Origin of the sequence: Paenibacillus roseus (assembly GCF_016424485.1) — a bacterium.
GTDB lineage: Bacteria > Bacillota > Bacilli > Paenibacillales > Paenibacillaceae > Paenibacillus_D > Paenibacillus_D roseus.
Genome location: NZ_JAELUP010000103.1, coordinates 623,526 through 644,004, shown reverse-complemented (window position 1 = coordinate 644,004; position 20,479 = coordinate 623,526). Strand labels below are relative to the sequence as shown.

The window sequence follows — 20,479 nt, the reverse complement described above, 5'->3', positions numbered from 1 at the left end:
ACCACCCGTCATTCCTCGCTTTCAACCAAATGTTCACGAATACTTTCTTCCCAAGCCACTGCTTGTCATCAGGGTCTTGTACATTATATGTGCCTAGAATTGAGCTTATGTCCCCTCGCCCTCGTTCACAACAAATTCCTTGCCGAGGGCAATATAAAAACGCCGAAACCCTCAAGAGGGATTTCGGCGTCTATGCTGCTTGGCAAATAAGTTTTTAACAGACTTATCCGGATAATACGCTTATTCGGTATCGGCAATCAGGACCGTGGAATCGCTGATGTCCGCGCCGGTTGTACCGTTATGCTTGAACATCGTTTGAATTTTATCGAATACTTTCGGCGCGGAATCGATCACACGCTCGATCAGATGTGTCTGGTTGTCCAGCGGCACAACCTTCACTCCTTGAGTGCCAACAACGAGAAAAGCGATTGGCGTAATCGATACGCCGCCCCCGCTTCCTCCACCAAACGGCAAGGATACGGAGGCGTTATGCGCATCCGTGCCATGCTGATGATGATCGGAATGCTCGGTACGAATATCGCTGCCTCCGGCTACAAAACCAAACCCTACTTTAGAGATCGGCATAATAACACTACCATCTGGAGTTTGAACCGGATCACCGACGATTGTATTAACATCCACCATTTCTTTAATATTTTCCATTGCGGTCTGCATTAAGCCTTGAATAGGATGTTCTGCCATACTGTAAAGCCTCCTTTCACCTTTTTAATGCGAACCAAAAGCTTTAGTCCGGCAAGAATAGCATATCCGAAGCTCATTTTAGCTATGCAGGACCATTCAGTGGAAAAATACGTTTGGTTATACAGCGGCTGCACGCGGGTTTGCGGCTCAACAGTCAGCCTCATAAATTGAGAAAGCACGCCAAGGAGCGCCGTCTGAGCAGACCAAAGCATGCCTGTTGTCATCGCGGTCCATACCGCATCTCCGGCGCCAACTGTCGTGTTCCATTCCCATGAAGCAATTCGTACATGGGACAAAGTTTTGCGCAGCCAAACCGTAAAATGATCCGTATACCGCAGCAAGGTTCTTGCTTCATCCAGTTTGCGCATTACAGTTTCCACGCCTACCTTGTGCTCGCCTTTATTTTTGTTTTCCCCAATCATATAGGAGTTCCTTTTTTCTTGAAGAAACTCGATATTGCCCTCCTTGAACCGGAACAGCGGAATCTCAAGTTTGTAGTTTATCATTCCGTATAAGGCATGGATGCGAACAACAAAATGATCATTATCGCTTTTACGCAAAAATTGGCTTGTAAACACGATTTCAGAGCTTGCCGCAACAATCAGAAGCATAAAAAAAAGACCTGCCGCCGTCCATACTATCCAACCTGTGTGAAGCATATCAGACTCCACCTCGTTTCCCTATTGCTGGTTGGATATAGTATGGCCTGTCAGGCAAATCTCATTCTTTCTCGTCTTCAAAAGCTACGGCAATTTCGCTGCCGAAGGCTGGAATTTCATCCAGAATCAGCTGCCGGTCATCCCGCTTGTCCAGTCTGTCGAACAAAGAATCCGTCTGTTCATCAAGCAAATCGTTAAGTTCGAGCGCTCCGGGTTCGGGAAGTGCTTTTAGGCTGGCCAGTCCGAAATAGTCCAGGAACGCTTTAGTCGTACCATACAGAATCGGTCTGCCGATTGCATCAGCCCGTCCCACTTCTTCGATCAAGTCCTTTGCTACAAGCGTATGCAACGGTCTCTCGCTTTTAACACCGCGGATTTCTTCAATGTCGATTCTTGTGATCGGTTGTCGGTAAGCGACAATCGAGAGCGTCTCCAGCGCCGCCTGTGACAGACTGGAACGGCCGGGCGAATAGGCCAGCTTCTCAAAGTACGGGGCATGCTCCGGGTTGGTTGTAAGCCGAAAATTGCCGGCTACTTCGGCGATTCGAATACCCCGATTGTTATTGATTAAGTCTTGCCTCATATCATAGATCAAATCCCTGACCAAAGGGGCGTCATAGCCAACGATTTCAGCCAATTGCTTGGCACTCAGGCCTTCCTCGCCAGCTAAAAAAAGCAAACCTTCAATAATCGATTTCAAGTTCTGAAAATCCACTTTCTGCCGCTTCCCCTCTCCAATGAATTACAATATCCTCAAACAACTGGTGCTGGAAGCAGCGGATTTGCTTCATTTTCATCAGCTCCAATATGGCCAGGAACGTAACGACAATCTCATGCCGCTCCATATCAGCGCGGACAAGCCGCGAGAACCTTACCGTTTCGTGTTCACGCAGCAAATCCACAATATCGTTAATCCTGTCCTTGACCGATATTTCATCCCGTTTGACGGTTGCGACAAACGCTCGTCTTGCCGCCCTCTTCAGTGCCTTTTGAAATGCCGCAATCAAATCGGCAACCTCCAGGCCCTTCACAGGATTGCTGGGAGCCGTAGGCATGAACGGCGTCAAATCCTCAGGCTCCTTTGTATAGACCAGACTGCGCTCGTGTTCCTTCTCTCGCAGCTGCTCGGAAATTTGCTTATATTTCCGATATTCGACGAGCTTCTGTATCAGTTCGTCCTGCGGATCAAGTCCATCGTCGTCCATCCAATCGTCAAAATGTTCCGGCTCAAGCGGCGGCCTGGGCAGAAGCTGCCTGCTCTTGATCGACAACAGCGTAGCCGCCATAACGAGGAACTCGCTTGTAACATCAAGCTCAAGTTCCTGCATAGCGCCCAAATATTCCATGTACTGATCCGTGATTTCACTTATCGATACTTCATGGATATCTATTTCCGCTTTGTCTATCAGGTGAAGCAGCAAATCGAGCGGACCCTCAAAGGCCTCCAGCTTATAAAGCACCGTCACAACTATGATCCTCCTGCCAAGGCTATTCCTGCAAAGCCCTCGTTAAATTTGCCATTTCGATTGCAGTAGCAGCCGCCTCCCAGCCTTTGTTGCCGGCTTTGGTTCCCGCACGCTCTACGGCCTGCTCAATCGAATCTGTGGTCAGCACGCCAAAAACCGCCGGCACGCCTGTTTTAAGTCCAATCGCTGCAACGCCTTTGGCCGCTTCATTGCACACATAGTCAAAATGCGGCGTTGATCCTCGAATAACGGCTCCCAATGTGATGACAGCATCATACTTGCCGCTCTCAGCCAGCTTCTGAGCAATCAATGGGATTTCGAATGCCCCCGGCACCCATGCAAGCTCAATCTCGGAATCTTCAGCCCCGTGGCGCTTCAGGCAGTCCAGTGCGCCGGATACCAGCTTGCTCGTAATAAATTCATTGAACCTTCCTGCTACAATACCATATTTTAACCCTTTGGACACTAAATGTCCTTCATAAATTTTTGTCATCTTCTTTTCCGCCTCTCTTATTGTTCGATGTTTGTTATTTCTGTATCTTCAAAGCGGAGCATATGCCCGAGCTTTTTTTGCTTGGTATGCAGATAAGCGGTATTATCTTCGTTCTCCTGCATTTGCAACGGAACGCGCTCAACAATCTCAAGCCCATAGCCTTCCAGCCCTTTTATTTTACGAGGGTTGTTCGTCAGCAGCCGCAGCTTGCGAACGCCAAGATCCTTCAATATTTGCGCCCCGATGCCGTAATCCCGCAGATCGGCCGGAAATCCAAGTTTAATATTCGCCTCTACAGTGTCCAATCCCTGCTCTTGAAGCACATAGGCTTTCAATTTATTAATAAGGCCGATTCCCCTGCCTTCCTGGCGCATGTACAGCAAAACCCCCTGTCCCTCATCGCTGATCTGCTTTAATGCCGCTTCAAGCTGCGGGCCGCAGTCGCAACGATGGGAGTGGAAAACATCTCCGGTAAGGCATTCGGAGTGAACCCGCACCAGCACCGGATCCGACTCGCGGATTTGCCCCTTGACCAGCGCCACATGTTCCTTGCCGTCTACTTCATTGGTATAAGCAACAGCACGGAATGTGCCAAAATCCGTCGGAAGTCTGACCTCTACCTCCCGAGTGACCAGCTTTTCCTTGCTGTTCCGGTACTGGATCAGATCGCGGATTGTAATCAGTTTCAACTGATGTTTTTCCTTGAATTTCAGCAAATCCGGCAATCTGGACATCGTTCCGTCCTCATTAATAATTTCACAAATGACGGCTCCAGGCTTGGCCCCGCTCATTTTTGCCAGATCAATAGCAGCTTCCGTATGTCCTGCGCGACGCAAAACCCCGCCCTCCTTGGCAATCAACGGAAAGATATGTCCCGGTCTGCGATAGTCTGCCGGTCCGGATTTTGGGTCAATCAGTGATTTCACTGTCATCGCCCGCTCATGCGCCGAAATGCCGGTCGTCGTCGAGATATGGTCCACCGATACGGTAAAGGCGGTCCCATGGTAATCTGTATTATGATTGACCATCGGCGGCAGTTCAAGCTGTTCAGCACGCTCCTGCGTAATCGGCACACAGACCAATCCTCTTGCTTCAGTGATCATAAAATTGATGACCTCTGGTGTTACGCGATCAGCAAGTGCAATCAAATCTCCTTCATTTTCCCTGTCCTCATCGTCGACGACAATGATGGGTTTGCCCAGAATCAGATCATATATGGCATCCTCGATCAAATCAAACGGTTGTGGCTGATTCATTGACATCCCCTCCTGTAGATCTTATAAAAATCCATGCTCGCTAAGAAAGGCGGTCGTCATCTTCCCCTTTGAAGAAACACCCTGATCCGCACGCCCCATTCCAAGCAGATGGTCCACATATTTTCCCAATATATCCGTCTCAATATTAACCGTATCCCCGGCTCGCTTCCACTGCAATGCAGTTTCCTGCAAGGTGTGCGGAATAATGGAGACGCTAAACCGATTGCCGGCTGCTTTGGCTACAGTCAGGCTGATGCCATCCAAGGTCACCGATCCCTGCGGAATAACATGGCGCATCAGCCGATCTTCGGCCGGTTCAATCTGGAATATGACGGCATTGCCTTCTGATTCGCGCGCGCGGATGATGCCGATCCCGTCCACGTGGCCTTGGACAATATGTCCGCCGAAACGGCCGTTTGCAGCCATCGCCCGTTCAAGATTGACAGGCTGTCCATTTTGAAGTGTGCCCAGATTCGTATGTCTATACGTCTGCGGTACGACGTCGACGCTGAAAGAACTGCCTGTAAACGAGATGACGGTCAGACAAACCCCGTTGATTGCGATACTGTCACCCAATTGGACGCCTTCCAATACTTTGGAAGCCCCGATTGCAAGCACCAGCGCCTCGCCCTGCTGACGAACACCTTGCAAGGTGCCGATTTCCTCAATCAGACCGGTAAACATCGCTTTCCCTCCTTAATTCGAGCTAGCCGGGTAGACCGGATATCCCGTAATGCATAAGTCCTCTCCAACCTGCTCTGCCTGCATGCCGCCAAGCCGAACCGCATCTGCCATACGGTTCCACCCATCAAGGGAAAAGCTGACCGGGGCGGTCTGGCCGCCAATAATCTTCGGGGCAAAGAAAAGAATCATTTTGTCAACCAGTTGCGCCTCCAGCATGGCTCCGTTCAAACGGCCGCCACCTTCAAGCAGGATAGAGCCAATATCCAGCTCGGCCAGTCTTTTTAGCGCAGCTTTTAAATCCACATGCTCCCCTGTCCCGCAAGGGAGCACCTTTGCACCCGTTGCCTCCAAAGCCCGAATACGCTCCGGGTCAGCCTGCTCCGTCGTCAGAATAATCGTTTCCGCTTCCCTGTTATGGAGCATTTGCGAAGATAGCGGCATTCGAAGTTTGGAATCTGCAATAATTCGTACCGGATGAAGAGCTGGAACAGGGAGTCGGGTTGTCAGCTGGGGATCATCGGCCAGTACTGTAGAGACGCCAACCATAATGCCATCGTGTTGATGGCGCATTGTATGAACAAGCTCTCTGGCCTCAGGGCCTGTGACCCATTGGCTGTCACCGCTTTTGGCGGCTATTTTGCCATCGAGCGTACTGGCTGTTTTCAGGGTGACAAAAGGCATACCCGTGACAATATACTTCATGAATGCTTCATTGAGCTTCCTCGCTTCGGCTTCCAGCACACCTGCCTCAACCTCGATGCCCTGTTCACGCAGCCGGGAGACACCGCGGCCGGATACCTTCGGATTAGGGTCGACCATCGCAATTACGACCCGCGCCGCTCCTGACTGGATAATCCGTTCGCAGCATGGCGGCGTCAACCCGTGGTGGCTGCATGGCTCCAGAGTGACATAAACCGTAGCGCCCGCCGACTCGCTGCCTGCCATAGCAAGGGCATGCACCTCGGCATGTCCGGTGCCGCGCTTGAGATGTGTGCCAACGCCTATAATTCGTCCAGCCTTGACAACGACGCAGCCAACGATCGGATTAATGCCGGTCTGCCCTTTCGCTTTAGCTGCCAGTTCAAGAGCCAACCTCATATAGTATTCGTCATTGATACTGTCCAGCAACACAAAAACCCCCAATAGCGTCTTGACGCCTTCGGGGGGATGGTTTGATTGAAAAGAAACTAGAAAGCAAATTCAAACAAGCCTGCAATGTCATTGTAAAAAGACATACTTGCATACTAAAACTTGATCTCCAGCTTTTCCCTTCTCCCATCCAGACTATACTGTCGGTTCTGGAATTGCACCAGATCCACCGTCATCAAAAAGCAAAAGAATGACAACGGGTCACGGACTAACGCCATCAAAAAAATTGATTAGCGATCACCGCCGGTTGGGATTTTCACCCGACCCCGAAAGGAACTAGACTTATTTAATTTTGTGAAATTCATATCCATGCACTGGATCAAGATACTTACTAATCCTATCTGAATAATATCACCGCAATTTAAAAATTGCAAGCCGCTGAACCCGCCCATGTGTTATTTAGACAAATTCCGGGCTGTATACTTCGAATTAATCAAGTAGGGAAAATAACAAAAACGGAGACTATGCCAACCCAAGTCCCCGTTGCTAAATTGTTCACACCCACCAGTGCATGTCTTGCATTTATTATAGCAGTTGCTGGTCGGTCTCTTAGCTTTCGATAATTTCCACCTTTTCCATTTTGTCACGGCCCTGGAATGCATCTACAAACTCCAAGCCTTTAACAACTTTGCCGAACACCGTATGCTGCCCGTCGAGATGCGGCTGCGGTTGATAGCAGATATAAAACTGGCTGCCGCCTGTGTTGCGACCTGCGTGAGCCATAGCCAGTGTGCCGCGCTCATGCTTGTTCGGGTTGATTTCACAATCGATCTGGTAACCCGGGCCTCCGGTACCTGTCCCGTGCGGACAGCCGCCTTGCGCTACGAAGCCTGGAATGACACGGTGGAATACAAGTCCGTTATAGAAGCCTTCATTGGCAAGCTTCTCAAAATTGGCTACCGTGTTCGGTGCATCCTTCTCGAACAGATCAATCAGTACCTCGCCACCGTTTGCCATTGTAATTTTCGCTTGTTTTGCCATAATGATCTTCACTCCTTGTTCTATGCTTATGTACCTTTATCATCATACTACATCCTTGTTTGAGAAGCCAGTTTGCGGGTTTTGAGTTTTTGAAAAAAAAACAGGACGCTCCACTTCATATGGAGCAATCCTGCCATTTCATGCCCTGCGTATTTTATTTGCCTACCGCTGCTTTTTGCAGACGGGCTGGAATAACGTCATTGCCGACGATATCCTGGAAGGATTCGCGTTTTACGACCAAGTCAGCCTGTCCGTCCTTAACAAATACAACTGCCGGTCTGCGGATTCGATTGTAATTGCTTGCCATCGCATAGTTGTAAGCGCCTGTGCAGAATACTGCAAGAAGATCATCCTTCTCTACCTTTGGCAACTCCAAATCCCAAATCAGCATATCGCCGCTCTCACAGCATTTGCCCGCAACGGATACTGTCTCTTCCAGCGGCTCATTGGCACGGTTCGCCAAAATCGCATCATACTTGGACTCATACAGCGCAGGACGAGGGTTGTCGGTCATACCGCCGTCAACAGCGATATATTTGCGAACGCCAGGAATATCCTTGCTTGTTCCAACAGTGTAGAGGGTTGTGCCGGCATCGCCCACAATGCTGCGGCCCGGCTCTACCCAAATTTCAGGGAGCGAATAGCCGGCATTGGTGAAGTTGGTGATGATCGCATCCGTAATTGCCTTGACATATTCTGCCACTGGAAGCGGCTTGTCTTCATTGGTGTAGCGGATGCCAAAGCCGCCGCCCAGATTAATAACCTGGAACGTATAGCCCAGCTCCTCCTTGATTTGAACCGCAAAGCCAGCGACTTTGTCAACAGCCATACGGAATCCTTCAACTTCAAAAATCTGCGATCCGATGTGGGAGTGAACACCCAAAATTTCAACATTGTCGAGCTTCAAGCCTTCTACAATCGCACGGTAAGCGGAACCATTGCCAAGGTCAAAACCGAACTTGGAATCCTGCTGCCCGGTGGAAATGTAATCATGCGTATGCGCCTCGACGCCGGGGGTAATGCGTAACAGAATTTTAACCTTCTTGCCTTTGTCCGCAGCAAGCGCATTAAGCAGGTGCAGCTCTACGAAGTTATCAACTACGAAGCAACCAATATTCGCGTCGAGCGCCATATTGATCTCATCCGGCGTTTTGTTGTTGCCGTGGAAATGAATGCGCTCAACAGGAAAACCGGCTTTCAGCGCGGTATGCAGCTCGCCGTCGGATACTACATCCAATGACATATTTTCTTCCTCAGCCAAGGCGCACATTGCCATTACACAAAATGCTTTGCTTGCATAAGCAACCTGGAATTTCAAGCCGGAAGCCTTAAAAGCTTCCACATATTCACGAGCACGCTGGCGGACAAGCGTCTCGTCCACAATATAAAGCGGTGTACCGAATTCAGCAGCCAGTTCGGTCACATCCTTGCCGCCGATCTCCAGATGACCTTTGTCATTAATTTTGCTAGTTCCATGCAAGTACATGTAAGATTCCCTCCGTTTTCCATTTGCAACCCTAGATTAATTCTAGTTTACAGTATAACGGAAAGTGATCCGAATGCGAAATAGATTATCGCGAAAAACATTTGTATTTTTACGACTATTTTTTGGACGGTATTTTGTTAAGCTGCTGCGGGCGCAGGAAACTCGGGCGGGTTCGATTGTACAAAACCGGCGTTCGCAACATAATATTCCATATCCCCCGTGCGTCAAACGGTATCAGCGGCCACATATACGGGCGGTTGAAAGAACGCTCCATCACCAGTATGATGAACACGAGCGTCGACATCATCACCAAGCCGGGCAAGTGAAGCACAGCAACGGAAATAATAAGCAGCAGCCGTACAATCCGATTCGCAAGGCCCAGCTCATAGCTCGGAGTCGCAAACATCCCGATTGCCGCTACAGCCATATATAAGATCACTTCATTAATGAACAATCCGGTCTTGACGGCGATGTCCCCGATTAGAATTGCAGCAATCAGCGACATCGCCGTAGCCAGCGGCGTTGGGGTATGAACCGATGCCAAGCGCATGAGATCAACCCCGATTTCAGCCACCAGGAATTGCAGAACGAGCGGCAGTCTGCCAAGATCAGAAGGCCCGATAAAATCCAGGGCGGGCGGCTTCAATCCCGGCTCAAGCACATAGAGAAACCAGATCGGCAGCAAAAAAAGCGAGGCAAATATCCCGAGAAACCTCACCCATCGCAAAAAAGTTCCGATAAAGGGCGTCTGCCGATTCTCCTCCGCATGCTGAACCAAGTCAAAAAAAGTGGTCGGCAACAGCATAACGCTTGGCGATGTATCCACAAACACGGCGATATTGCCTTCCAGCAATTGCGCGGCCACGACATCCGGACGCTCGGAATAACGGACGAGCGGATACGGGTTCCAGCCCCGTTTGACTGTTGCCTCCTCCAGTTGCTTGTCCGCAAGCGGCAGACCGTCCAGTTCAACTTCTTCAAGCTTGGATTTAATTGAATCCAACAACTCTGGGTCTGCAATGTCGTTAATGTAGGCGATGCAGACATCCGTCTTGGTCCGCCTGCCAATCTTCATAATCTCGTAGCGCAGACCCGGATCGCGCAGCCTGCGACGAACGAGCGTAACATTGACCAGCATCGTCTCCACAAACCCGTCCCGGCTGCCCCGCACTACTCTTTCCAATGTTGGCTCCTCTGGGTTACGGGCCGGAAAGGCTTTGGCATCGATCAACAGGGCCGCTCCCTCATCTTCAATGAACAAGGCCGAGCTTCCTGCCAGCACCGCATCCACGACGAGATGGAAATCCGATTCCTGAACGACCTGAACAGCCGGTACGTACAGCTCAAAAAAGGAGTGCAGCGCATGAGGCGTTACTTCATCCGGATGCAAATAGGTCAACCGCTTCAATATTTCAGTCAGCACTGTATCCTTTACAAAGCCATTGATAAAAAACAGGGAAGTGCGCCGTTTGCCAAACGTCATCTCGCGGGCAATTACATCAAAACTTTCCCCTAGCCCGACCTCTTTTTCCAAAAGCGCCCGGAACTCCTCCAGTTTTTTAGGAATCGGCTGCTTGGTTTGACTGTTCGGGCCAAGGGCATGCTTGAGATCACCTGCACCCTTGTCGCCCGGATTCACTTCACCTAACTCATGCTCTGCTCCCTGCAGATCGCCATTTTGTTCTTGACCGGATGTTTGTTCTTGATCAGATGCCAGGCGCTCATCTTCCACTTGCCCGGAATCCTGCTCCGCAGCCGTTAAATCTTCTTCTCTCTCCAACAAGCTCTGTTGCAAAATTGCTGGATGCTTGAATTTTGGTTGTCCGTCCGAACCATCAGTACTCCAACCTCTCATTCGTCTTCCCCCCGGATGAATTCATATTGGCTTCTTACCATTGATATACCAGCCAGTCAAACAAGGAGCCAAGCACCTTGCCAAGTACCATAGCCATTACAAGAGCGTGGATAAATCCCCCGATCTTCAGTCGCTTGGCTAAGATCGGCAGAACGTTCATTACCTCGGTCAGCGCCGCGGCAAGCATGCCGATAAAAATGCCGTCCAGAACGCCCATTCCTGCCATTGGAATTTGATGCAGCGGTACAAAGAGCTTCCAATCCAGGAAATCAGCCATGGACCAGTATACGGAGCCGGCCACAAGCGCGGTCTCAAACCAGATTGAATTCCGATAGGCGCATGCAAGCTGGGCCAGTCTAGGAATCAAATCAAAGACAACTAGCAGCGCTACCATCCCGCTCCCGACAGCTACGCCGCCAGATAAACCCAGCAGCGCAACAAAAAACGTAAGGAGAATATCAACCATCCGTATTCGGTTTGTTGTTCCTGTTTTTTTGCTTTTTGCCCATTTCTTCTGCGATGACATACGTATTTACATTTTCCTGATACATATACATTTCCAATTCCAGCGGATTTGGCTCGTCATTTAGCCGTTTGCGAAACAAATGGTTGAAAAATAACAGCATTCCAAGTCCAATTCCCAGCGAATACGGAATCTGGAACCAAAGCGGATGCTCCTGTCGACGCCCGGTCACAAGTTCGGTGATCCGCTGATGAACTTCTCTCATGCTCACATCGGCATGAAAGTTCATAATTGCCAGTCCCGCCCCGAAAAACAGCATTAGCCATGAAAAAACAAGGACAACCTTTTTCGGCTGCCGTGGCTTCCCCGCGATCATAATCAGCACCTGCGGATCGCCATAAGGCTCGACTGTCAGCCCCGGGTATTGCTGCCGTATCGTGTGAATAATATGCAGGATGTCAATAACGTAACGATTCCCGTCCTCCGTCTTATGCTTGTAGAGCACAAGCTGACCGAGTTCCTTGTCCAGGGACGAATGCTGCAGCAGACGCGCGGCCTGACCCAGCGTTACCTCTTCCCCCGGGCGAACGGTGATTCGCTTTCGAAGTCGTAAATATAAGATAGGAGTAGCGATATTCTCCATTCTGCACCACCTTTTATCAACGGATGGTTGGATTGTCCGTTTTAGTATGAGAATGAACAGCGGCTCCTACTCATACCGCAGCAGGAAATTAACGGCATCTTAAAGGTGAAAAGAAAAAGGACCGAATCGCACTATTGCGCGATTTGGTCCTTAATGCACTGCAATATTTTTTTCTCCAGGCGCGACACCTGTACCTGGGAGATGCCAAGCCTTGACGCTACCTCGGACTGCGTCTGATCGCGGTAATACCGCAAATATACAATCAGCCGCTCCCGTTCGGAAAGCGTCCCGATAGCTTCGTTCAGCGCCAGCTTATCGAACCATTTTTCTTGCGAATCGTCCGAAATCTGGTCCATTAGCGTAATCGGATCACCGTCATTTTCAAATACCGTTTCATGAATGGACGTTGGCGGCTTGTTGGCTTCCTGCGCGAATACAACATCTTCGGGCGAAATGCCGAGCTGCTCCGCAACCTCCTTGATTGTAGGCTGCCTGCCGAGTACTTTTGACAGCTCGTCCTTGGTCTTTCTGACCTTGTTGGCTAATTCCTTAAGCGAGCGGCTCACCTTCAACGTTCCGTCATCCCGTAAGAAGCGCTGAATTTCCCCTATAATCATCGGAACGGCATAGGTTGAAAATTTCACATCGTAGGACAAATCAAATTTATCCACGGATTTGAGCAAGCCTATGCAGCCGATTTGGAACAAATCCTCCGGGTCATAGCCCCGGTTCATAAACCGCTGCACTACGGACCAGACCAGACGGATATTGCACTGTACAAGGGTGTCCCTGGCAATCGTGTCTCCGGATTGACTTAGCAAAATAAGCCGCTTGACTTCCGTATCATTCAGATAGGTTTGCGATGCTTGCTTCATATCGACTTCCATGAGGCTCAACCCCTAGACGCTCTAATTATAGAGCGCTTTTTTCGATTCAATTCGCTTTATCATTGAAATGCGGGTACCATGCTCCCTGGAACTTGACACTTCAAAGCGGTCCATGAAATTTTCCATAATCGTAAAGCCCATCCCTGACCGCTCCAGCTCCGGCTTCGACGTGTACAGTGGTTGTCTGGCCAATTCCAAATCTTCTATTCCGTTGCCCTTGTCCTGTACAGTGATGGACACCGTATCGCCTTCAATTGAGGCTTCAATCGTAACAACGCCGGACGGGTCACTGTCATAGCCATGAATAATAGAGTTCGTGACAGCCTCCGATACGACGGTTTTCAAATCATTGAGTTCTTCTATCGTCGGGTCCAACTGGGAGACAAATGCCGCAACCGCAACACGCGCAAATGCTTCATTCTCCGAACGGCTGGCAAACGACAGCGTCATAAAGTTCGTTCCCATCATGATACGACCTCCAGACTTGAGAGCGCCAGTCGCTCATTATCATGAATTGTTAGAATCTTGAACAGTCCTGACAATTCAAGCAGCCGGTATACGCTCGCATTAACGTCACAGACGACCATTTTGCCACCTCTGCTCTTGAGCAGCTTGTAACGGCCCAGTATGACCCCAAGCCCTGAGCTGTCCATAAAAGCGAGATCCTTCAAACTGAGAATGACATGGTCGCTGGTCCCTCTGATAATTGCATCCTCCATTTTTTGTTTCACCGTTTCCGCCGTATGGTGATCGAGCTCTCCCCGCAAGCGGACGATCAATACATTGCGGTAATGCTCCAGCTCAACTTGAAGACTCATAATGTGTTCACTCCTTCCGTTGTTAGATCAGAGTGTTCTACACCGGTCTTGTGCATTCCTGCTTCACGACAAAACTAGAAGAAGCCCGCTAGAAGGTGACAAAAAATGCTATCCAAGTCCGAGCCTAACTGTCAATTCTCCCCTTTGTTTCAAGAGAACAGTTGCGTGCTCGCCCGCTTGAACAGCGTCCACCAACCAGCCTTGTCAACATTGACCGGCGATTCCACATCAAATTGGGCCATTATTTTATCACCCTGATAGACGGTGAGCTTGCCGAGCGTTTGTCCGGCCTTGATCGGCGCCTTCAGTGAACCTTCAACGGTCAGTTCATGACGGATATTATCCGTCTGGCTTCCTTTTTTGAGCAATACGCTGTATGGATGCTTGGCCGTAATCGGAAGCTCGGTAAGACTGCCTTTCTCCACCTTTACATTGCCAAGCGACTCGCCAGCCTTGAAGATCGGATGATTCATGTATTGAGCGAAGGAATAGTCGAACATTTTGCTAACCTCCGCATTGCGGGTCTTCGTATTCGGCTCCCCCATAACGACTCCCACTACACGGAGCGAGTCTCTCACAGCAGTTGCCGTCAGGCAGAATTTCGCTTCGCTGGTATACCCGGTTTTCAGACCGTCAGCTCCGGCATAGAAGCGTACCAACTTGTTCGTATTGACAAGCCAGAACGGTTTTTCCGAATCTTTACGCAAATAATCCTGGTACTGTCCGGTGAACTTCGTAATTTCAGGATGCTTCAGCAATTCTCTGGACATGATGGCAATATCATGAGCCGAGGAATAGTGATTCTCTGCAGGAAGTCCGTTGCAATTGACAAAATGGGTGTTTTTCATTCCCAACTCTTGTGCCCGTTCATTCATTCGTTTGACAAACGCCTCTTCCGTCCCGGAGATTTTCTCGGCCATCGCAACTGAAGCATCATTTCCCGAAGCCAGCGCAATGCCTTTAAGCATCTCCTCCACAGTCATTTCCTCACCAGGCTCCAGAAAAATTTGGGAACCTCCCATTGAAGCGGCATATTCGCTCGTTGGCACTTTATCCGTCCATTTCAATTGGCCTTGGTCCAGCGCTTCCATAATAAGCAGCATTGTCATTACCTTCGTAATACTCGCCGGCGGCAGCCTGTCATGACTGTTCTTCTCATAAATGACTGTGCCGCTGTCGGCATCCAGCAGAATCGCTGACCGGGCAGACGGCGCTAGATCCGGCGCTGCCTCCTTTCCGCCTTCCTTGGCAAGCACGAATGACGGGAATAACAGCATCGCTGCCACCCATAAAGTCAAACCTTTGAGAACATACGATTTCTTCATTACGGTCTCCTCCTGTATAAATGTCGGGGAGAGGCGCCTTCTTGTCGGCATCCTGCTCCGCCGCATCGGACTGGATTCTCTTCAACAGTGTCGACCGGATCAATGAAATATATTCCATTTTTTTGAAATATAAAAAAACCACAAAGTAATACCAGCATCCGGCAGCATTCGCAGCAAAGTTCCTTTTACAGCATAACTGACCAAAGTTGTCCCATTTGATCTCTTTTTGCTAGTGAAAGTCGCTTTTTGAATGATGTATGATTCTGATATTATTCGTAGTTTAATAAAAGTTCGGCATCAAATGCCATGATAGATGTGGAATTTAGCCAACGTGCGAGGGAGTATCGAGGTAATCCGTGAAGAGACGCCCTTCTTCGTGCCAAAGCCTTTCGATCAGCTACGCGATAACGGGGTACGTAGCGAAGCAACAAGCGGCCCAGGTGATGTCTGGCTGCAAAGTTCCTGTTCTTAACGCACAGCCGCTTCCTCGGGCTCTCTGGCATAATGTTGCTTCAAGCCCGATTTGCGCTTGGCACACTTTTCTCTTTGCACGTTAATAATCATCTGATCGAGCATCTCGCTTAAATGAAGCACTTCCCGGTGAAGCAGCGATTGCTCCTGATTGGCAGTTTCTACCATTTTCCGCCGCAGCATTTCAAGCTGCGCAGTTTTAAGCTTGTCCATTTTTGTCACTCCATTAATTGATTGTCATGGACAGTATACGACGATTTCGATACAAATGTTGTCACAATGGGTCGAATCAATTTTTACAATTTTGTAACAAATTCCGACTCTATTGCCACCACCGAAACTTTCCTCGCACGCGCTTTGAAACTGTATTAAAACGGCTATACAGCGGGAATCACAGCGAGAATCAAGCTTAAAAATTGCGCTTGAGCTTTATCGGTTGTCTCTATAACCTCCTGGTGAGACAGCGGCTGGTCAAGAATTCCGGAGGCCATATTGCTTATGCAGGAAATGCCCAGCACCTCGATTCCGCTATGACGGGCGGCAATCACTTCAGCGACCGTTGACATGCCTACAGCATCAGCCCCCATTGTCCGCATCATCCGGATTTCCGCGGGTGTCTCATAAGACGGTCCAAGCACGCCCACATACACGCCCTCACGAAGCCCAAAGCCAAGTTTGGCCGCTTCGTCCTTCGCAATGGCCCCCAGCCTTCTGCTGTATGCCTGAGACATATCTGGAAAGCGGTCTCCCAGTTCTTCATCATTGCGGCCGACAAGCGGATTGCGTCCAGTCAGATTAATATGGTCGGTTATCACCATCAAATCGCCCGGCTTGAATTCGATATTAATGCCGCCCGCTGCGTTGGTTACGATCAAATGCTTGACTCCAAGCGCCTTCATCACTCGCACGGGAAATGCCGTCAGCTCCGGGCCGTAACCCTCATACATATGAAAGCGCCCGCTCATCAGGACGACGGTTCTTCCAGCGAGTTTGCCGATGAGCAGTTCTCCCGCATGGCCTACTACCGTTGAAATTGGAAAATGAGGGATTTGATGATATGGAATAATGGTTGCATCTTCAATATAATCACTAAGAATGCCAAGACCGGAACCCATAATGAGCCCGATCTCAGGCTGATCGGATGTCAAAGATGTAATGTATCCAGCAGCTTCTTGAATATGAGATGCTGTAATTTCATGCATATGTATTTCCTCCGTACCGGTTAAATTATAGTCTTACAGGCTGCCGCTCAGTTCTCCGCTTCCGCCACGCTGCCTGCGCGGGGATGAGCGCGCTCATACACTTCTTTCATCGGTGACTTGTGAAAACGCAAGTAAACCTGAGTGGTGGAAATGTCCGAATGGCCCAGCATCTCTTGAACAGAACGCAAATCCGCCCCGTTGTCGAGCAGATGAACGGCAAAAGAGTGACGCAGTGTATGCGGGGTAATAGCTTTCGTAATCCCAGCTTCACGGGCATATTTTTTAATGATTTTCCAAAAGCCCTGACGGCTCATGCCAAACCCCTGATGATTCAGAAAAAGCGTATCCTCGGGCTTGTCCGGTTTGACAAGCTCTTGCCGAGCGCCTGACAAATAGTTTTCCAGCGCTTCAGATGAAATTTTACCCAGCGGGATAATTCGCTCCTTGCCTCCCTGGCTGATACATCTTACAAAACCAAGCGCCAGATTCAAATGATCGATCTGAAGGGCAATCAGCTCAGAAACCCGAATTCCGGTTGCATACAGCACTTCCAGCATCGCTCTATCGCGAATGCCGCCCGGCGTTCCTGACAGCGGAGCCTCAAGCAGACACATTGTCTCTTCGACGGTCAGCACCTCCGGCAGTCGTTTCTCCGGTCTTGGCGCCTCAAGCCCCAGCGTCGGATCTTTGGCTATTGCGCCTTCCTGTACAAGAAATTGAAAAAATGCCCGCAACGAAACATGACAGCGGGAAATCGTGGCGGCTGCCCGGCCCTTTTGCTTCAGAGAGCGGAAATAGAGCGATAGCTGATGCTTCTGCACGTCTTCCAGCCGATCGATTCCCTGCTCTGTTGCATAGTCCAAAAAAGCTTCAAGGTCTCTTCTATAAGAATCGAGCGTACTGGCGGACAAGCCGCGTTCGTAAGTTAAATGCTGAATAAAGGATAACAGGTGTGACTTCATAACCGCTCCCTTTCTTTTGCCGGGCAGATGCGTCAAAAGCGCATTCATTCCGGCATATAGAAGCTATATTCCACACCGGGTCCTTGTAATCCTGCATCCTTCTCCAAAATTCGTCATTCCCCGTATAAATAAAACCAGCGCAGACGATCGGAGATTGATGCTTTCTCCGGTTCCCCTCCGTTCGGCTGAAATACTTTAAGCGCCTGCCCATGCGGAGCCTCATAAGGGTCTACGAGCATAAGCTTTGTCATAAAGAAACGATAGCCTCCAAAAACCAGAACCGTCAGCAGGACGAACAATATGAGAAAAGCAAATCGGGACAGCCATTTACGCAGTGAAAAAACCATAGCCTGCTCCCTCCCATCCTATGCAACGGCTGTCAGTTGCCGCCCCTTTATATGTATGAAGCACAAAAGGGCTTTATGACAAGCCCCCCTGTGCTATCGTAGTTGGATCATAAGGAACGGAATGGAGCAGATGCTCAACAGGCGTATAGGGCAGCCCGGCCGCTTCTGCCACCTGCGGATGCGTAATATGACCCCGATAGGTGTTCACTCCCTTGCCTAGCGGTTTATTGCCAGCAATCGCGCCTGACAGCCCTTTGTCCGCCAATTCAAGCACATAAGGCAACGTAACATTGGTCAAGGCAAAGGTCGAGGTTCTGGGAACAGCCCCCGGCATGTTGGCCACCGCATAGTGGAGAACGCCGTACTTCTCATAGACCGGCTGCTGATGCGTCGTGACGCGGTCAATGGTCGCTATGGAGCCTCCCTGGTCTACCGCTACGTCGACGATGACGGCCCCCTTCTTCATCGTCTGCACCATCTCCTCCGTTACCAGCCGCGGTGCGCGGGCCCCTGGAATCAGCACAGCCCCGATCAGCAAATCTGCTTTGCGGACGGCCTGAGCAATATTGTACGGGTTGGACATCAATGTGCGTATTTGCCCGTGGAACAAGTCATCAATTTGCCTCATCCTGTCGGCGCTGCGCTCCAGAATAACGACGCTCGCTCCCATTCCGAGCGCAATTCGCGCCGCATTCGTGCCGACAATGCCACCACCCAAAATAATAACCTCTGCAGGCGGGACACCTGGCACACCTCCAAGCAATATTCCTTTTCCTCCGTAAAAAGCCTCAAGGAATTGTGCTCCAACTTGCACCGCCATCCGACCTGCCACTTCACTCATTGGGGTCAAAAGCGGCAAAGCGCCATTTGGCAATTGAATCGTTTCATAGGCGAGAGCGCTCACCCCCTGATCAATCAGCGCCCTTGTAAGCCCAGGGGCAGCGGCCAGGTGAAGATAGGTGAAGAGCAGCAGTCCGTTGCGAAAATAGCCGAATTCTTCCGGGAGCGGCTCCTTGACTTTCAATATCATTTCCGCTCCGAGCCAGACCTTGTCTGCCCCTTCAATAATTCGCGCTCCTTCCTCGACATACTGCTCATCTGTAAATCCGCTGCCTTCTCCCGCCCCTTGCTGTACAAGAACTTCATGACCAGCCGCACGCAACATGCCTGCGCCTGCAGGAGTCAAAGCGACACGATACTCACTGCTTTTAATTTCCTTCGGTACGCCAATTATCATTCGAATTTCCCTCCCCGATACGGATAAAGATGAATCTTCCTCTAGCGATACCTTGTCCTTCGACAGGAATAAATATGTATCTGAACGGCGAATACCCAAACATACAACGCGCCTTCTCCATACAATTAAGTAAATTACGGGCAGGAGGCCACCTCATGAAATATGTGAATGAATTGCTTTCTCATTATACTTGCCGCAAACCGAACCCATACTCCCGTCGTATGCTGATTGGCCTGAAGAACCGCTCCCTTCATGAAAGCTGCTGCCGCTATCTACGGCAACAGGGTATTGAACCGGTTAAAAACATTGGCGAGTTGGCCCTTGTATGCTGCCATCTCGATACTCGAAAAAACATCGAAGCGCTGAAGCGTCATCCTCATGTCGCTTTTGTGGAAAAAGACATCAAGATCCGCGCTCATGCAAGCAAACGCCACAAACCTGCTTCTACTTCCGGCGGCAGTAAAAAAAGTAGCCAGCGCATCATCCCCTGGAACATCAATCGAATCCAAGCTCCGCAAATATGGAAGACCACCCAGGGTCGTCCCGTGCGTCTTGCAATTCTGGATACCGGTATTGCCAAGCATCCGGACCTGAAAGTCCGTGGTGGGACCAACACGCTCGGAGGCGCCTCATACCGGGATAACAATGGACACGGCACGCATGTCGCAGGCATTGCCGCAGCTCTTGGTATTAAAGGCCTCATCGCCGGCACGGCCCCTCAGGTTCGCCTTTATGCCGTCAAGGCGCTGGATCGTCAGGGCCTGGGGTATCTATCGGATATTATTGAGGGTCTTGTATGGTGTGTGAAACATAAAATGAATGTTGTAAATATGAGCCTTGGCATTCCTCATCAAGTTCGCAGCCGTGTCTTTGAAAAAGCGGTCGCTCTGGCTGCCAGAAACGGAATTGTCCTTGTGTGCTCAGCGGGAAATGACGGCAACTACTCGGGCGGGATTGATGCGCCTGCTAGTTATCCGGGAACGATCAGCGTCGCCGCTTCCACTCGAAGCAACCGAATCGCATCGTTCAGCAGCCGTGGACGGGGCATTGATATTACAGCGCCGGGGAATGAAATACGCTCCACATGGCTGCGTGGAAAATATGCCTACCTATCGGGCACCAGCATGGCCTCGCCACACGTTGCCGGAGGGGCAGCCCTGCTCATCTCCTACTTCCCTGGACTTACACCGGCAGCTGTTCTGCGGGCAATAAAGAATGGGGCGCTTAAGCTAAAAGGCATCTCCAGCCTCGCACAAGGCAGCGGCCTGCTGCAGCTTGAACGCTCGGTACGCAGGCTGAGCAAGCTTCCTATCGGCAAGGCGAGAGCTGTCAAGATCTCTCGCTAAAATTAAATGCGGCTCGTCCCTGTAAAAGCAGGTAGCGAGCCGCATGT

23 protein-coding genes and 1 riboswitch are annotated in these 20,479 nt (G+C 50.2%); of the genes, 1 reads left to right on the top strand and 22 read right to left on the bottom strand.

The genetic code is table 11. From position 1 onward, the window contains the following. Positions 1-240: 240 nt before the first annotated feature. The 22 genes from ytfJ to ald all read right to left on the bottom strand — a co-directional run bounded on the left by ytfJ (position 241) and on the right by ald (position 19,086). Positions 241-702 carry a GerW family sporulation protein gene (gene ytfJ / locus JFN88_RS19915; RefSeq protein WP_199021019.1) on the bottom strand — a complete coding sequence of 154 codons (462 nt, stop codon included), beginning with the start codon at positions 700-702 and terminating at the stop codon, positions 241-243. After that, positions 675-1,361: a DUF2953 domain-containing protein gene (locus tag JFN88_RS19910; protein WP_199021018.1), complete on the bottom strand. Its 687-nt coding sequence runs from the start codon at positions 1,359-1,361 to the stop codon at positions 675-677. Before JFN88_RS19910 ends, ytfJ begins: the two co-directional genes overlap by 28 nt. Positions 1,362-1,422: 61 nt before the next feature. Continuing rightward, positions 1,423-2,076 (bottom strand): SMC-Scp complex subunit ScpB, encoded by a 654-nt coding sequence (gene scpB, locus JFN88_RS19905; protein ID WP_199021017.1) that lies wholly within the window; start codon positions 2,074-2,076, stop codon positions 1,423-1,425. Then, a complete protein-coding gene (locus JFN88_RS19900) occupies positions 2,045-2,827 on the bottom strand; it encodes a segregation and condensation protein A (protein WP_199021016.1) in 783 nt (260 codons plus the stop codon). The genes scpB and JFN88_RS19900 overlap by 32 nt, the downstream gene beginning before the upstream one ends. A gap of 22 nt (positions 2,828-2,849) precedes the next feature. Beyond that, entirely contained in the window at positions 2,850-3,320 is a 471-nt protein-coding gene (ribH, locus tag JFN88_RS19895) for a 6,7-dimethyl-8-ribityllumazine synthase (protein ID WP_199021015.1), read from the bottom strand. Positions 3,321-3,337: 17 nt separating this feature from the next. Next, entirely contained in the window at positions 3,338-4,576 is a 1,239-nt protein-coding gene (locus JFN88_RS19890; protein WP_199021014.1) for a bifunctional 3,4-dihydroxy-2-butanone-4-phosphate synthase/GTP cyclohydrolase II, read from the bottom strand. A gap of 21 nt (positions 4,577-4,597) precedes the next feature. After that, entirely contained in the window at positions 4,598-5,260 is a 663-nt protein-coding gene (gene ribE / locus JFN88_RS19885) for a riboflavin synthase (protein ID WP_199021013.1), read from the bottom strand. 12 nt (positions 5,261-5,272) lie between these two features. Further along, positions 5,273-6,385, bottom strand: coding sequence for a bifunctional diaminohydroxyphosphoribosylaminopyrimidine deaminase/5-amino-6-(5-phosphoribosylamino)uracil reductase RibD (gene ribD, locus JFN88_RS19880; protein WP_233168211.1), 1,113 nt, complete (start codon positions 6,383-6,385; stop codon positions 5,273-5,275). Positions 6,386-6,523: 138 nt separating this feature from the next. Further along, positions 6,524-6,687: riboswitch (FMN riboswitch) on the bottom strand. Between the two features lie 271 nt (positions 6,688-6,958). Further along, positions 6,959-7,390 carry a peptidylprolyl isomerase gene (locus JFN88_RS19875; protein ID WP_199021012.1) on the bottom strand — a complete coding sequence of 144 codons (432 nt, stop codon included), beginning with the start codon at positions 7,388-7,390 and terminating at the stop codon, positions 6,959-6,961. 154 nt (positions 7,391-7,544) lie between these two features. Then, the gene (gene lysA / locus JFN88_RS19870; protein ID WP_199021011.1) at positions 7,545-8,876 is read right to left on the bottom strand and encodes a diaminopimelate decarboxylase; all 1,332 of its coding nucleotides are present in this window, start codon (positions 8,874-8,876) and stop codon (positions 7,545-7,547) included. 115 nt (positions 8,877-8,991) lie between these two features. After that, positions 8,992-10,731 carry a spore germination protein gene (locus JFN88_RS19865; RefSeq protein ID WP_199021010.1) on the bottom strand — a complete coding sequence of 580 codons (1,740 nt, stop codon included), beginning with the start codon at positions 10,729-10,731 and terminating at the stop codon, positions 8,992-8,994. Positions 10,732-10,765: 34 nt separating this feature from the next. Next, the gene (locus JFN88_RS19860) at positions 10,766-11,197 is read right to left on the bottom strand and encodes a stage V sporulation protein AB (RefSeq protein ID WP_199021009.1); all 432 of its coding nucleotides are present in this window, start codon (positions 11,195-11,197) and stop codon (positions 10,766-10,768) included. Further along, positions 11,190-11,837, bottom strand: a complete 648-nt coding sequence (locus JFN88_RS19855; RefSeq protein WP_199021008.1) for a stage V sporulation protein AA — start codon at positions 11,835-11,837, stop codon at positions 11,190-11,192. Before JFN88_RS19855 ends, JFN88_RS19860 begins: the two co-directional genes overlap by 8 nt. 131 nt (positions 11,838-11,968) lie before the next feature. Further along, positions 11,969-12,724 (bottom strand): RNA polymerase sporulation sigma factor SigF, encoded by a 756-nt coding sequence (gene sigF, locus JFN88_RS19850; protein ID WP_199021007.1) that lies wholly within the window; start codon positions 12,722-12,724, stop codon positions 11,969-11,971. A 21-nt stretch (positions 12,725-12,745) separates the two neighbouring features. Further along, entirely contained in the window at positions 12,746-13,192 is a 447-nt protein-coding gene (spoIIAB, locus tag JFN88_RS19845) for an anti-sigma F factor (RefSeq protein WP_199021006.1), read from the bottom strand. Then, a complete protein-coding gene (gene spoIIAA, locus JFN88_RS19840; RefSeq protein ID WP_199021005.1) occupies positions 13,189-13,542 on the bottom strand; it encodes an anti-sigma F factor antagonist in 354 nt (117 codons plus the stop codon). Before spoIIAA ends, spoIIAB begins: the two co-directional genes overlap by 4 nt. Positions 13,543-13,691: 149 nt before the next feature. Then, positions 13,692-14,867 (bottom strand): D-alanyl-D-alanine carboxypeptidase family protein, encoded by a 1,176-nt coding sequence (locus tag JFN88_RS19835; protein WP_199021004.1) that lies wholly within the window; start codon positions 14,865-14,867, stop codon positions 13,692-13,694. A gap of 468 nt (positions 14,868-15,335) precedes the next feature. Then, entirely contained in the window at positions 15,336-15,551 is a 216-nt protein-coding gene (locus JFN88_RS19830) for an aspartyl-phosphate phosphatase Spo0E family protein (protein ID WP_199021003.1), read from the bottom strand. A gap of 164 nt (positions 15,552-15,715) precedes the next feature. Then, complete coding sequence (locus JFN88_RS19825; RefSeq protein WP_199021002.1) at positions 15,716-16,540, bottom strand: purine-nucleoside phosphorylase; 825 nt, start codon at positions 16,538-16,540, stop codon at positions 15,716-15,718. Between the two features lie 47 nt (positions 16,541-16,587). Further along, positions 16,588-17,502: a site-specific tyrosine recombinase XerD gene (xerD, locus tag JFN88_RS19820; RefSeq protein ID WP_199021001.1), complete on the bottom strand. Its 915-nt coding sequence runs from the start codon at positions 17,500-17,502 to the stop codon at positions 16,588-16,590. Positions 17,503-17,615: 113 nt separating this feature from the next. Beyond that, the gene (locus JFN88_RS19815) at positions 17,616-17,849 is read right to left on the bottom strand and encodes a DUF4227 family protein (protein ID WP_199021000.1); all 234 of its coding nucleotides are present in this window, start codon (positions 17,847-17,849) and stop codon (positions 17,616-17,618) included. Positions 17,850-17,922: 73 nt separating this feature from the next. Continuing rightward, a complete protein-coding gene (gene ald / locus JFN88_RS19810; protein ID WP_199020999.1) occupies positions 17,923-19,086 on the bottom strand; it encodes an alanine dehydrogenase in 1,164 nt (387 codons plus the stop codon). A 155-nt stretch (positions 19,087-19,241) separates the two neighbouring features. On the opposite strand from ald, the gene JFN88_RS19805 reads away from it, so the two are divergent. Beyond that, positions 19,242-20,432 carry a S8 family peptidase gene (locus JFN88_RS19805; protein WP_199020998.1) on the top strand — a complete coding sequence of 397 codons (1,191 nt, stop codon included), beginning with the start codon at positions 19,242-19,244 and terminating at the stop codon, positions 20,430-20,432. Positions 20,433-20,479: the final 47 nt, after the last annotated feature.